The organism is Eubacterium oxidoreducens, assembly GCF_900104415.1.
Classification (GTDB): Bacteria; Bacillota; Clostridia; order Lachnospirales; family Lachnospiraceae; genus Eubacterium_C; species Eubacterium_C oxidoreducens.
Genome location: NZ_FMXR01000017.1, coordinates 69,231 through 83,446, shown reverse-complemented (window position 1 = coordinate 83,446; position 14,216 = coordinate 69,231). Strand labels below are relative to the sequence as shown.

Annotated in this window: 12 protein-coding genes; 1 reads left to right on the top strand and 11 read right to left on the bottom strand. The window is 36.7% G+C overall.

What is annotated here, in order from left to right; all coding sequences use genetic code 11:
• On the top strand, positions 1-223 hold a 223-nt coding region (locus BLS20_RS11260; protein ID WP_176762392.1), incomplete at its 5' end, for an ATP-binding protein.
• Positions 224-483: 260 nt separating this feature from the next.
• Here BLS20_RS11260 and BLS20_RS11255 read toward each other — a convergent pair.
• The 11 genes from BLS20_RS11255 to BLS20_RS11205 form a co-directional block, all read right to left on the bottom strand.
• Positions 484-1,725, bottom strand: a complete 1,242-nt coding sequence (locus tag BLS20_RS11255; protein ID WP_090174465.1) for an exopolysaccharide biosynthesis polyprenyl glycosylphosphotransferase — start codon at positions 1,723-1,725, stop codon at positions 484-486.
• A gap of 124 nt (positions 1,726-1,849) precedes the next feature.
• Positions 1,850-3,880: an HAD family hydrolase gene (locus tag BLS20_RS11250; protein ID WP_176762391.1), complete on the bottom strand. Its 2,031-nt coding sequence runs from the start codon at positions 3,878-3,880 to the stop codon at positions 1,850-1,852.
• A gap of 4 nt (positions 3,881-3,884) precedes the next feature.
• The gene (locus BLS20_RS11245) at positions 3,885-4,802 is read right to left on the bottom strand and encodes a DUF4238 domain-containing protein (RefSeq protein ID WP_090174463.1); all 918 of its coding nucleotides are present in this window, start codon (positions 4,800-4,802) and stop codon (positions 3,885-3,887) included.
• Positions 4,803-4,858: 56 nt separating this feature from the next.
• Positions 4,859-5,842 carry a KpsF/GutQ family sugar-phosphate isomerase gene (locus BLS20_RS11240; RefSeq protein ID WP_090174462.1) on the bottom strand — a complete coding sequence of 328 codons (984 nt, stop codon included), beginning with the start codon at positions 5,840-5,842 and terminating at the stop codon, positions 4,859-4,861.
• A complete protein-coding gene (kdsA, locus tag BLS20_RS11235; RefSeq protein WP_090174461.1) occupies positions 5,835-6,614 on the bottom strand; it encodes a 3-deoxy-8-phosphooctulonate synthase in 780 nt (259 codons plus the stop codon). Before kdsA ends, BLS20_RS11240 begins: the two co-directional genes overlap by 8 nt.
• Entirely contained in the window at positions 6,607-7,260 is a 654-nt protein-coding gene (locus tag BLS20_RS11230) for an acylneuraminate cytidylyltransferase family protein (RefSeq protein WP_090174460.1), read from the bottom strand. Before BLS20_RS11230 ends, kdsA begins: the two co-directional genes overlap by 8 nt.
• Positions 7,257-7,910: an acyltransferase gene (locus tag BLS20_RS11225; protein WP_143010263.1), complete on the bottom strand. Its 654-nt coding sequence runs from the start codon at positions 7,908-7,910 to the stop codon at positions 7,257-7,259. Before BLS20_RS11225 ends, BLS20_RS11230 begins: the two co-directional genes overlap by 4 nt.
• The gene (locus BLS20_RS11220; RefSeq protein ID WP_090174458.1) at positions 7,904-11,068 is read right to left on the bottom strand and encodes a polysialyltransferase family glycosyltransferase; all 3,165 of its coding nucleotides are present in this window, start codon (positions 11,066-11,068) and stop codon (positions 7,904-7,906) included. Before BLS20_RS11220 ends, BLS20_RS11225 begins: the two co-directional genes overlap by 7 nt.
• 86 nt (positions 11,069-11,154) lie before the next feature.
• Positions 11,155-12,696 carry a hypothetical protein gene (locus tag BLS20_RS11215; RefSeq protein ID WP_090174457.1) on the bottom strand — a complete coding sequence of 514 codons (1,542 nt, stop codon included), beginning with the start codon at positions 12,694-12,696 and terminating at the stop codon, positions 11,155-11,157.
• Positions 12,697-12,917: 221 nt separating this feature from the next.
• Complete coding sequence (locus tag BLS20_RS11210) at positions 12,918-13,310, bottom strand: fibronectin type III domain-containing protein (RefSeq protein ID WP_090174456.1); 393 nt, start codon at positions 13,308-13,310, stop codon at positions 12,918-12,920.
• Between the two features lie 104 nt (positions 13,311-13,414).
• Positions 13,415-14,215: an ABC transporter permease gene (locus BLS20_RS11205; RefSeq protein ID WP_090174455.1), complete on the bottom strand. Its 801-nt coding sequence runs from the start codon at positions 14,213-14,215 to the stop codon at positions 13,415-13,417.
• Between the last annotated feature and the right edge of the window lies 1 nt (position 14,216).

The window sequence follows — 14,216 nt, the reverse complement described above, 5'->3', positions numbered from 1 at the left end:
GCGATACCACCATCAGAGATCAGTGGCTATATCTGCCCAGCTTCCGGTGAAAGACTGGCCTTCGGTTTTCAAGGATCCAACCATCGCAGATGCGGTCTTAGATCGAATCGTGCGAAATGCATATCGCTTCAACCTAAAAGGCCCATCTAGGCGACCTACGGTCGAACATATGCCGGCTTACGCAGATGACAGCGCAAGCGAAAAAGAGTATATTGAACAGTAGAAGTCATCTTGTCTACTTGATACAGGAATCTTGTCCGGATGTTATAAGAACTAACGTCCGAATAATGCAGGAACCAATGTCCGGATGTTACAGGATGCTTGTACCAAATAGGCAAGAATAATCACTCCGCGAGGATGCGCACGGATTCGGACAGGAATTTGTCTGCTGAAGCAGACCCGAATCCGGCGCGCAAGACTCGCGAGCGAGTCTTGACTTAATGTGAAGGATTTCTAAAAAGGAGTCTCTCCACAACCTCTGGACTAATACTCTTCGCCACGAATCACCGCCGGTATTGTCATCAGTATGATCTTAATATCAAGAAGTAGCGAATAGTCTTCGATATAAGTAAGATCCCATTTTAGCTTCTCTAGGAACTGCGTGTAATAATCACCACGCACCTGCGCATAGCCGGTAAGTCCGGCCTTGACATTATTGCGCAAGATAAATTCAGGCACCTCCATCCCAATCTGCTCGATGAGCTCTGGGCGTTCCGGACGAGGTCCGACAAATGACATCTCCCCGCGCAAGATATTGATTAGCTGCGGGATTTCATCAAGACGTGTGCGGCGCATCTTACGACCAATCTTCGTAATACGAGGATCATCCTCCTCGGCGATCTGCGCACCATTCTCCTCCTCTGCATCCACAATCATGCTGCGGAACTTGAGAATCTCAAACGTCTTCATATTAATCGTACAACGAATCTGGCGATAAAAGACCGGACCACCATCTTCTTTGCGAATTAGAATCACAAGAACCAGGATGACCGGAGAAAGAATTCCCAGGCAAATACAAGAAAGCACAATATCCATCAGGCGTTTGAAGAATGCGTTGACCTTGCCGATTCCATATTTGCCACAATAGTAGACAAGCGCATCTCGATCAAGCGCCTGATGCGCCGAACGCACAATCATATCCGACAATTTGCTCGTGAAAAAGACCGGCTTATGAAGACGGAAGCATTCCTTTAAGACATCATTACGTTTCTCTGCAGAAATGTCATAGAGATAGACCGCTTCACATTCCGTCAGCGCGCGCGTAATAATCTGTATATCCTCATCCACCTGCAAGATGATTGAGGCTTTTTCTTCTAAGCGCTGCGAGTGATTATGCTCATACAGCAGCAATATCTTGTGCTTCCCATCGCGCACCATGTGCCCGTGAAATATCATACAAACCAGAATAATCGATATCGTCTGCACGATTGTCAGCACAATCATTCCCTCAATCAATCTGGCAAATGACCATCGCATCGGCCCAAGCATAAAAATGGAAATGATGATATTTGAAAACATCATCTTAATCAAAAATGCCAATCCCTGCTCTAGATGTAAATGTGTATGACGGATATAGCCGCCATTGTAAAGAAGTCCTCCCAGAATCAGGGCATAGCCAATTATCACCGCCGCTCCGCCGATGTGAAACATCACTCTTCCTACAAAGATATATTCAATTACCAATACGATCCACGCAAGAATCGGTGATATACTACGGCCTTTCATGCCTGCATTCTCTCCTTATGCTCTCTACAATGCAATTTATATTCAACGCAGCATTTTTATCATTCTTTATGTTTCTTTATATTGTATTATGATTTTTATCTTTCATCAACACGACGCCCATTCCTTAGTTCACATTAATCTCCAGATCAAAGCGCTTTTCTATCATCTTGAGATACCGCTCATTATGACTCGCTGCCACCAGCATTGGCGCATACGCATCACGCCCGCTGATTCGCAGCATGTACGGAATATCTGCAAAATGTTTCTTGTAGTGAGAAGCAAAATCAAGGATGCCTTGCTGGATCAGGCGAATGCCATCTAAATTGTAATCATATTTGCCAAATACAAGCGATATATCAAGATCCCTTAGGTATTTATTCTTATCTTGATTCAAATTGCATGCTCCCTCATAAAATCCAGCAAATTGCGGCGTAGGAGAGGATAACAACAGTTCCCAATAGACATTGTAATCCTTATTCGGGTTATGCTTCTTCATAAGTTCTCTGTTATGACTTTGCGAGTATAGATAAGCCACAAGTTTTCCGCTCTGTAAAAATGGCTCCGATGCATCCGGCTCCGCATTGTGAAGCGTATTCGTTCCGGCAATCAATCCGGTTAACTCGCAATCCATCTTCCATACATCCGAAATCAGATGTGATAAAGCAAGCGCACCACTGCCGGCCCAGCCGATATCCACTGCTGCTACTTTCTGACAACCTGCTAAGACCTTCGCATAATACTTTCTAGCAGCCGTCATCTGCCCCTCATAGATTGCAATCACTTCATCCCATTTTGCCTCAATAAACCTTTGCAGCGTCTTCGCATTATTTGAAGTAAGCTTCTCCTCAAATTCTAATGATGCACCAAGTTCTTCAAGTTCCATAGAGCTTAGGATTTCAGCAAATGTAATTCCCTGATTCACTTTATGATGAATAAATCGTCTAAAATAATCAAACCGATCTTCATCCGCCATCAGTTTTAGCGCGGCCTTACGCGACCAGTACACATACTCTACAGATTCGTCCGGATAAAGCATCTGATACACCTGCATCAAAATATCTCCGTCACGCGACAAGAATAATACCTTATCCAAATTATGTGTTTTCGCATATTCATGAATAAATGCACAATATCCAACTACAAATAACCCACCATAGACATATCCATATTCGTATTCCACTTCATAAGAATCCCGTCCATTAAACAGCTGTGCATTAACCAATCCGCGATACGCGCTTCCTATCATATATGACAGATCCATTGCGCGGTAAAGCTGCGTCTTATTGTTAACATTCGGATATGGTTTCGTTGCAATTCCGTGGCGTCTTGCCATCTCGTCATCACTGTGTGGATTATCTCCCACATGTATGATGGAACCTGTCACCTCTTGTTTTATCAGCTCATAAAGATTACCGCCGGCCTTATTCTTCTGGTACTCATTAGACAGATACAGCTTCTCATATCCCTTATAACCGGCATCTTCTAGAATCTTCTCGATACAAGACTTTGGCAAATACATATCGGATACAATAATGATTTTCTTCCCCATAGCAGCAAGTCTTGTAAATACTTCTTTCATAAATGGATTCGCATAGCAAAATATCTGTTCATACTTCTGTTCCAGCTCGCAGCCCTTTTGCACTGTGCAATTTATTTTTTCCGAAAGAATCTTCCAAATGTCAGCAAGATTAATTTCTGTATGTCCGTATTCTTCCTTACTGCGATCACGAGCTTCCCCCTCTGACCACATCCTTAGATTCTTAAAATTGGCATATCCAAGTTCTTCTCCTATGAAATAAAAGACATCGGTCGGCAATGCCAGTGAACGAAAAATCAATGTGTCAAATATATCAAATGACACTACATCATAATCCTTTAACACCTCCACAAAAGAATCTACGGATAGATTCGTCTGCTGCAAATGTTCCTTGGATTCACTTGTCTCAATCACGAGACATTTTTGTTCGTAGATTTCCATAGATGGCATGCATCCAAGGCGACGCTGAAAAAGAATATAATATGCAAAGTTTAACCAAAACAAGTACACCCAAGAAGAAATCTTGCGTGCACCTGTAGAACCATCATGCATCTTGTGGTAACGATATGAAATTCCAGATTGTTTGTTGACTAATAGGTTGTAAATTTTTTGTCGCATGGTTTCACTTATCAGCTTTCATCGTTTTTCTATTTTTTGCTATTTCCTTTATATATTTCTTTTCAGACACAGAAAACCTATGGTTTGTATATATCCTTTCGTATGCATCAAGTACTACATTTTCTACAATATATTCTTTTTCTTCTTCTGTTAACTCAAATAAAACATTATTCGAATATTGTTGCTTATTTTCATCCTCCAGCAAAATCATGCATATAGATGAAGTAATAGGAAATATGACTTCCGCATACTCGTCCGCAGAGGAATCTTTAAGAATAACCGATGCACCTTTATCTGAGGTTATAATTTTTTTTTCGAAATCAACCCCAACACAAAATCTCATCTTACACATAGGCTCCATAACCATTCTTAATATTTGCACTTCTTTAGAAGTTGGATCTATTTTCTCCCAAAAAGGAAGGCTCATCATCCTCACAACATTCTTTATTGTTCCATCAGAAACAGTCGAATTTATATGCCCTTTTATTTCTTTTTCTGCCTCTTCTAAAAAATATTTATTTCTAAGCAAATGAATCGCTATATAAGTAATCCAAAAAATCTTTTCCTTACGTGTAAGGAAATTTGAAGCATCTATATTGTCACGTAATGTTTTCTTCTCCAAATCAGTTCGATAATGTCCGAACATTTTTTCCAATTCGGCAAAAAAATTTTCTAGATGATTCTCCAAAACAAATTTTCCATCTTCCCTGCATACTTCATACAAATCGTTCTCATAACAAATTGATGATATCGGAACCGCATTTGGTGAATCATATTTCTGTTTGATTAAATTATATGTGAAAATCATCGACTTTTTGGAGTCTTGTTTCTTTTCTCGCGGTTCATATTCAAGCGAAAATCCTCGTAGATATACTTGTGGAACATAATGTTGTTTTCTTTTATGGATATTCTTTTGATTCATAATCCTATAGTATATTTTTAAAAGTTATATTTTCATCATTAATAATCTTAGTATCTTTATAGAACTATACCCGTTTTAATAATTTGTTGCCATGTAATTGTCCCTTGTAACTTTCCAGCCTTATCAACAACTATTAAATTATTTATATCATAATCTTTTATGAGTTTTAATGCTTTTGCCGCTAAGATCTCTGGTAAACATGTTTTGGGATTTTTTGTCATTACCTCGTTTACTTTAACGGTATATAAATCTATTTTATTCTTTATGAAACGTCTTAAATCCCCATCCGTGATTATACCCAACAAAAAAGAATCCGCATCTACAATAGCAACGGAACCAAGACCTTTTCTTGACATTTCTTCTATTGCATCTACTAACGTACTTCCACTCTCCACAGATGGTACCTCATTTCCTTTAGCCATGACATCTGCCACACGCATAACAAGCCTTTTTCCTAATGCACCCGCCGGATGATATTTCCCAAAATCCTCTTTTTTAAATTCACTTAGCCCACTAGCAACTACTGCTAGCGCATCTCCATAACATAAGACCGAAGTCGTACTTGAGGTTGGTGCTAATCCCAAATAACAAGCCTCATCAAATTTAGGAAGAATTTGCGCAATATCTGCATATTTACACAATGTCGAATTTGCATTACCTGATATTGCAATTAAAAAAGCTCCTATCATTTTGATATTAGGTAGGATTTTTACTATTTCATCACTTTCTCCACTGTAACTGATTGCTATAATAACATCTTTTTCATCTATCATCCCCAAATCCCCATGCATTGCTTCCGCGGGATGTAAATAAAAAGCAGGTGTTCCCAAACTCGAAAATGTTGCTGCTAATTTTTTGGCAATATGTCCCGGTTTTCCAATTCCAGTTAGTACAACTTTTCCCTCACACATTTTTATTTTTTTTAAAATCGTCACAAAGGTCTCATCTAACGCTGCTTTTGTCTTATTCAATGCAGCAATTTCAACATCAAAAACTCTTTTTCCCTCACTTAAAATATCCATAGCTTTTCCTTTATTCATTAATTATTTTATAAACTTTGATAACACGTTCTAAAAGATTAGAAAACTCACTTAGTTTTATCATATTCGGTCCATCCGAAAGCGCTTGGTCCGGATTTGGATGAACCTCAAAAAACAACGCATCTGCACCAGCCGCAACAGCAGCCTTTGCCAATGGTTCAATATACTCTCGATTACCTCCAGTAGAAGTTCCCTTTCCTCCTGGTTTTTGAACACTATGAGTTGCATCAAACACAATGGGATATCCAAATTTCTTCATTTCATAGATTCCTGTCATGTCAACTACCAACGTATTGTATCCAAAAGCGGTTCCTCTTTCGCATAGCAATATATTAGAGTTTCCAGATTCCTCAATTTTCTTCACAACATTTTTCATATCCCAAGGTGCTAAAAACTGTGCCTTTTTTACGTTAATTATTTTCTTCGTTTTCGCTGCTGCTACAAGCAAATCCGTTTGACGACATAAAAAAGCCGGAATTTGAATTATGTCAGCAACTTCAGACACTTTCTCCGCCTGCCATGGTTCATGAATATCAGTTACAATTCGCAGATTTAGCTTTTCTTTTATATCTTTTAATATCCTTATGCCTTCCTCAATACCAGGTCCTCTATAGGATGATATTGATGTTCGATTTGCTTTATCAAATGATGCTTTAAAATAAAAATCTACATCAAATTTCTTCATTATGTTTTTTAATTCTTTTGCTATATTATATGTTATTTCTTGTCCTTCTATTGCACAAGGTCCTGCTATAACTAACAAATTATTCATTAATCGATTCCACCTTTATCATTGAACATGCTCTGTCATAATCACTTTTTTCATCTATATCAACAGCCTCAATACCTGATACCTCTTGAATATATGGTGTAAATCCAATTCTTCTATTATGCTCTGTAAATATTTCCTTTTTGAATATATAAAATGCGCTTGTTTCAACCCAAATAGCTTCCATATCTTGAGTTCTAGGCACATCATTTAAATCATAATTAATTGGTTTACCTTTATACCATGCGAATGTTTGCACTCTTTCTGCCGAAAATGCCGAGTCATTCTCCCCACTAATCACATGCATTAAAGCATTTTCAATTGATTCGCTCTTTATAAATGGAGACGTAGTATGCGCTAGTATATATATATCAGCATCTATCTGTTTAATAAATTCTCTATAAATATCGAATCCTTTAACCAAATCACCGTCTAACCATTTCGGCCGTTGTAAAACGGAAACGCCATCTGGCAAATAGCGCTTTACTTCCATATCACTGCAATAAACATATATCTGATCAATCTCTTCTACATCTGCCAAGGTATTACAAATATGCCAACATAACGGATGTCCTGCAATTGGTAATACATTTTTTTTGGGTAATCGTTGTGAATTCAATTTTATTGGCACTAACGCAACTACTCTCATCTCCATATACCTCCATCAAATTGATTGCCACGAGCCCAATTTATTTTTCTTTTTACAATTTTAGCTGGACTTCCTGCAAGTATACAATTTGTTTCTTCAAAATGTTTTGTAATAATACTTTTCATTCCAACAACACAATCATCTGCGATATAACTTCCCTTTAAAAGCAATGCATCCATCCCTATCCAAACATGATTACCAATGAAGATGTCTTTAGCAATGTTTATGCGTTCTAGACTACTTATATCGTATATTGTATGAGCATCCGAAGTCCTCAGGTTTACCCCTCCAGCAAATAGACAATCGTTTCCAATATTAATACTTTTTCCTTCATATGTATTCAAATAAACATTCCCATTAAAGAAAGTTCCATCTGATATTTTTATTTCCGCTCCATTACATCTAATATTTGGAACATTTAAAAATCTGCACCAAACTTTAGTTTTTATTTTTATATTTCCAATTATAAGCTTATTATTATCTCCTCGGAAAACAATCTCAAGATTTCCTATTTTCATTACCTGATTAACAGTTAAGGAAGTTTCTATAACATTATTATTTCCTTCATCACTAACCGAGATATTCGGAAATTTTTCTTGACAGTATGGTATTTTACCATCTTTAGTACTAATTATCATTCCACCTACCAATTATACCTTTCTGGATGTTCCAAGCTTTCAATTACCCAAGGAGCAACATGTTCCCTATAATTATTAAAAAATTTGAAACCTAATTTTTCCTTATGTTCTATGCATGATAGTAATTCCATTGCCGAAGAAGCTATGACAACTCCCTTTTTGATTTTAATTTTCTTATTAAAATCAAGTATTTCCGAAGGGAATGCTCTATCTATAATTAAACAATCTTGAAACTGCTTATTATAAATAATCTTATCTCGTGGATGCGGCTTAATCACCACAAAATACCCTTCTTTTTTTAATTCATTTACAATATCTCGATATATTTTAATTTGCGTAGCTTCAGAATCAACCCATCCATCATTTACCAAAACTGAAGTAAACACTATGGCTAAGTCATTTTTGGTGTTTTCTAATTGTTTCATCTCACTCAAAAACACATCATAAATCACCTTCTTCTGCGTATCACTTAATCGTTTTATCATTTCAGATCGAGGATTCTCAACAACATTTGGATGTGTCAATGCTAAATCCTTATTTTCGTTTACTTCTAACGATATACAATCCGGATTTTGTCCACAACACAAATACATGTATCCTCTTTGATATCCTAGTAAATTCTGCTTATTAAGTACTGGTATTTCTTGTGCACTTGGTGTCGCATATATATGTTGAAAATGATTCATTCCATCCTCAATCAGATGATACTTTATATGTTTTTCCTGAAGATATAACCCGATATGATGCCCATCATAATATACATAGATATCCTTATACCGCTCTAATTGAACCTGTAGTTTTCGTTCTACTTTTATCATATGTAATTTGTGATATTCTAATAATACTCCTGCACGTTTTTCTTCTTTATGAAAACGTGGCGGCAATCCTTCTTTTGAGAATATAACTATATTCTTAAATAGTTTTGTCTTCTTTAAACTTTCTCGCAGTTTTGGGCAGTTTGGTATGTCATCATACAGCAAAATATCTACATTTGTAATTTTTTCACTAAAAACTTTTACCAGTGTAATAAAAACCTGACTGTATGTACTACAAATAAAAATATTATCGCTTTCATCTTTATATTGATAATATTTACCATACTCTTTCTCTGTAGCACAATTCGTTGATACCATAAATGCAAAGAAAGATTTCATTTTAGATTCTTTTACAAAACCAGATTCTGCTGAAGCCTCATCCATTATTTCTCCCCACACTGGGATTACATAACCTTTTTCCTTTAATGCCTTATTAATAGGTGTATTTGCAGACAATCCTGTTATTTGATATTCTTCTCCCCATCCCTTTATTCTTGCTCTATATTCTTCACAGAAATCTATTATTCCTTGTTGTATATCTTTAACTATTTCACTATTAGGATTTTCTCTTGCATAAATAAATTTTTCTTTTGTTGTATATTCTAACAAAGAACTCTTAGCCGATGTAAATGTAGCTTCAAACAAATGCCCCCTAAAAGCCTCAAAATTTGCATTTTTAGGAACACCCGCTGTAAAATTCATATCCTCTCTTCTCATATACGTATGGATTAAACCCATATCACAGATTGATTTAGCATATGAATTACCTGACACACTCACAATTGCACCATGAACATCAGCTTTAATCCCCCATTTTTCAAATAAGGCTTTCAAATAAACAACAGCTGTTCCTTTCCATCCCAGATCTAAAATGCATACATTTTTCGAATCTCCAACCAAATCCTTATAATACGCTCTTGCTCCTGCCATTGCATCTGAAAAATGTTCTTTAATCTTATCTCTATATTTCAGCATCAATTTTTTTAATAGCAAATAATTATCTTCATCTAATTTTTCATCACCATTTAAATTAAACTCCTTTAATTCTTTTTCAAATTTTGGCAAATCATAAATCGAAAGAACTTCATTTATAGTATTTTTTTTAATACGCGTCTCTATTGTATATTCAAAATATTCTCCCGGAAACAAATCGAAAATAAGTTGCTGAGAGGCAAATCTTGAAAACTCCACATACCTATTATCAATACTATTATCTAGCTTATTATATACCTTATAAAAAACCTCCATATCTCTGGCTAAAAAAAGGAATTTATCATAATTATGTTTTAATGCTAATTGATTAATCCATCTACAGAATCCTAAAACTATATATCCACCATAAGTATAACCATGTTCATAAAAACAATTTCCATTAAACGTTCCATTATGAAGTTTATTATTTACTATACCGCGATAAATTTTTCCAGCAATAGAATTATCTACATTACTTCGATATCTGTCTCCTATATCTAAACAATTTTTATACCAGTAAGCATCCATCCCAACTTCCTTAGATTTTATAAAGTCAGATTGATAATTATCTCCGACAAAGATATAAGACAAGCTTTCTCCGCATTTTGTCATCACATATCTTTGCAATTCACCTGTTTGTTTATTCCGTCCATAATCTGCCGAAGAAAACACCTCTATATTTGAATATCCTGCTTCTTCTAATATCTCCAATATTTCTTTTGAATTAAAATACATATCAGAAACAGCTATTATTTTTTTCTCCAATAATTGTAATTTTTTAACCACCTCTAACATATACGGATTAGCATATGTTATCTTTTTTTCTAACTCCAACTCCTCTTTAGGGACTACACGTTTTCCATAATAACTATAAATTTCTTCATATATTTCATTTAAACAGACATCAAATTTTCCTGTCAGCTTCCGTGCATTTTCAATTGCGTTTTTTCGTACAATTTTAAAATTTTGTAAGCCCTTTTTTGCTCCCAAAATTTCAAATACATCTTCTGCTTTATTAACCGCTCTAAATATCAATGTATCAAAAACATCTACACAAATAACGTCATATTGAGCTAGTTTCTCAACCATCAAATCCATAGATTCTCGTTTTTCAACCTGTGATTCTGGATAAAACCTAGTACTCCTGTCAAATCCTAATTTTGTATCATCTATTTGATTCATTGGTGCATCCCAATATAAATACGGAGTTTCTCCTTTTTTCACTCTATAAAACCAATTTAATTTTAAAAGTAGTAGTATATGTCCTACCTTATTTGTTTTATGTTCCTCCAAATGTTCTCTTACATATCTTTCATATTCATACCAAACTCGGCCATTCTTTCTTACAAAATAATTATATAAGGCATCTTTTATCCTACTCATTCTCTCACTCCTCTATTTCATATAAGTCTTTAAGACTTTCTCATTTTTCAAAACTCATCCACGCTACTCTTCCATGCGTTAAGATGTCACTGTTTTCCTTTCCCTTTTCTTCCATACCCCACATACATTCCTAAAAACATCGTATACACAATATACGTCAATGGATATGGTCCATAAATCAATCCCTGGCCGATAAATCCGGTAAGTGCCGCCAGGATAGCAGCTCTTTCTACTTGATATTCAGTTTCTTTGCGGAACATAAAGTATGGGAGCGCAAGCATCAAGATTTTGAGCGCAGCTCCTATAATTCCCATCGTAACTAGATACTCAATCACATCATTATGAGCCGTCTCGTAGAAATAATCCCATACAACCTCAATGCCGGCAGCCTTATCGATATCGATCTGGGCAAGTGTTACATTGTCAAGAAGACCAGGGCCAACACCAATAAGCTTGTCTTTTACGCTGCCATCTGCGAAGCCACGCACGGCATAATACCAGATTGAGCCGCGGTAGTTGAATAGCTCCAGTGAATAATGCGTTGCAACATAGTAGATGGCTGCCACAACGCCGGCTGCAACGAGGATAAGCCAGACTTTGGTAAGCACCTTTTCCACGACAAAGGCAACGCGCCTTTGTCCCTTTTCCGAAAAACCATGGTAGATAAATAATAGAGCCAGAATTATCACACCAACGACTCCCGGAACTGCCACAAGCTTCGTGTCCAAAAGAAGCTTCGAGATGCTATCGACATCCATCTGTCTGCGACAAAGATCCGGATTGAGATACCATACGCGCGCGATTGCGCCTGCTATAGTAAATAAGATTCCGTTAATCGCAAGATTATAAAAACGCTCCACCTTCTTGAGCGTAAAGTACATAATAAAGGTACCGGCAATCGCTATGCTCATGTACGTTCCGTTGACAAGTGTGCAAAAGAATCCAAAGTAGGAAGCCAATAAAAACAGATACACAATGCCTTTTGCCGCCTTATTTTTTATAAATAAAGGAGCCAGCATAAAGAACGGAACCAGCATCGCAAGAAATGCCGCCCAGAAGTTCACATTTCCAATCGTGGAAATGAAGATGTTGTATTGGAGCGGAATCTCATCATGAAGCTCTAAAAAATCATAGCCCATACGATCGAGATTGCCGATTATAACAACGGCAAATGCGCCAAAAAGCACATACGCCCATATATCCTTTTTACAATAAAAAAATCTTGAAACAATAAAATAGAGCACCGTTCCCAAGATGATCAATCCGCTTCCCACATACCAGGCAATTCCGCCGGTAAAGGATGCATGACGATTCTCAGATAACAGTGTAGAGATAATTGCCAAAACAGCAAATACGAAAACGACCACGTCTAACAACCTGATCGATTTGATTTCTGATTTTACATTTTCTAATAATGTTTTATGCTTGATATTTAGAATAAAACTGATGATAAAGGTAACTATAATAATTACTGTTATGATGCTTCCAACCAAAAGAATCATCCGCACCTTATCGCGCATAATATCATAGTAACCAAAGTATGAATCATATGAATAATAAAGCGGTATCAATGTGAACATCAAGGCAATTAAGATCTTCACAAACTCGCTTTGCACTTTCTTTAACATATTTCCCTCTTACCAGGACTTAGGTCCAAGAACAAATGCCGGACAATCCCCCAAGTCCTATTACATTTATGACTCGCTTGCGCCTCTTTCTCATCCTCGCAAAGCGTTTGACGCAGCCTAATCTTATATCCCGACTGTATCAAAAAAATCCGAGACTAAGGCCACTCGCCTTAGCCTCGGATGTAACTCACATTTATCACTTAAGATATAACTAGTTCCTATTATTTTGTCTTTTTTGTCTTTACAGTTGTCCACTTAGAATAAACTTTCTTTCCGTCTACTTTCTTGTATGAACGAACCTGTACATAATATTTCTTCTTAGATTTTAATTTCTTAATTGTTACAGTAGTCTTTGATGTCGTAACCGTCTTAGCGCCCTTCATAGACTTCTTTGTTGCATATCTTACCTGATATCCCTTAACTCCGGCTACTTTCTTAATTGTAACCTTGATTGCTTTCTTCTTAGCAGTTAAAGTAACTTTAGCAGGCTTCTTAACAGTTACTTCCTGAGTAGCAGTTGTCTCTGTTGCTGATGTTGTTGCAGCAATTGCTGGTGTACATCCTAATACCATTGCGGCTGCCATTGCTGCAGCTACATACTTTTTCATTTTCATTTAATAATATTCTCCTCTCGTTTACCCTGTATAGGTTTGTCTTTCATACGCGTATGAAAAATGTGAGTTTATATAAAAATTCCTTGCGGAACTTTTATCGATTACTAGATGTGAATCATCACATCATTTTGCCGACGGCGAAATACCGTAATTCCAATGGCAAATACTACGATGCTCCATACTATCATCTTGATCCAGATAATCGGATCCGGAACCTCGTATTCCATAATGGCACTTCTTGCGAAGTCAATAAAGATATAGATGGGATTCACTCCCAATACCGATTGCATCCATCCCGGCAGACTATCTACCGGATAAAAGATGGCCGACAGATACATCAGCATCGTAAGAAATACTCCGTATAGATGCTTCACATCTGCAAAAAATACATATAATATCGATAACAATGCGCCCATTCCAATCGACAATATCAGGATGAAAGCCATATCCACAAAGAATAACAGCCAGGTGATATCCGGTGTCAATTGAAATATTGCGATGATAAAGACATAGGCAATGCATGAAAATGCAAAGTTCACAAGCGCAGTATAACATCTTGATAAGACGAATACAATTCTTGGAATCTTGGTCTTAATCAGCAGATTCTTATTATCCACCAATACGGTAAGCGAAGATCTGGTTGCTTCACTAAACAGCTGCCAGATGATCCATCCTGTCAGATAATAGACCGGATAGTTTTCGATGGAGCGTTTGAACATCGTCGAAAAGATCGCCGATAGTACAATCATGGTAAGGAGCGGGTTTAGGACGCTCCAGATAATACCCAGATAGCTTCTCGCATACTTACGCTTGATTTCCCGACCGGTCAGCTCTCGAATGACATACCAATATTGTTTTCTTGAATTTCCTTGACTTGCTTGTTCTATTACTTGTGTGTTATCCATA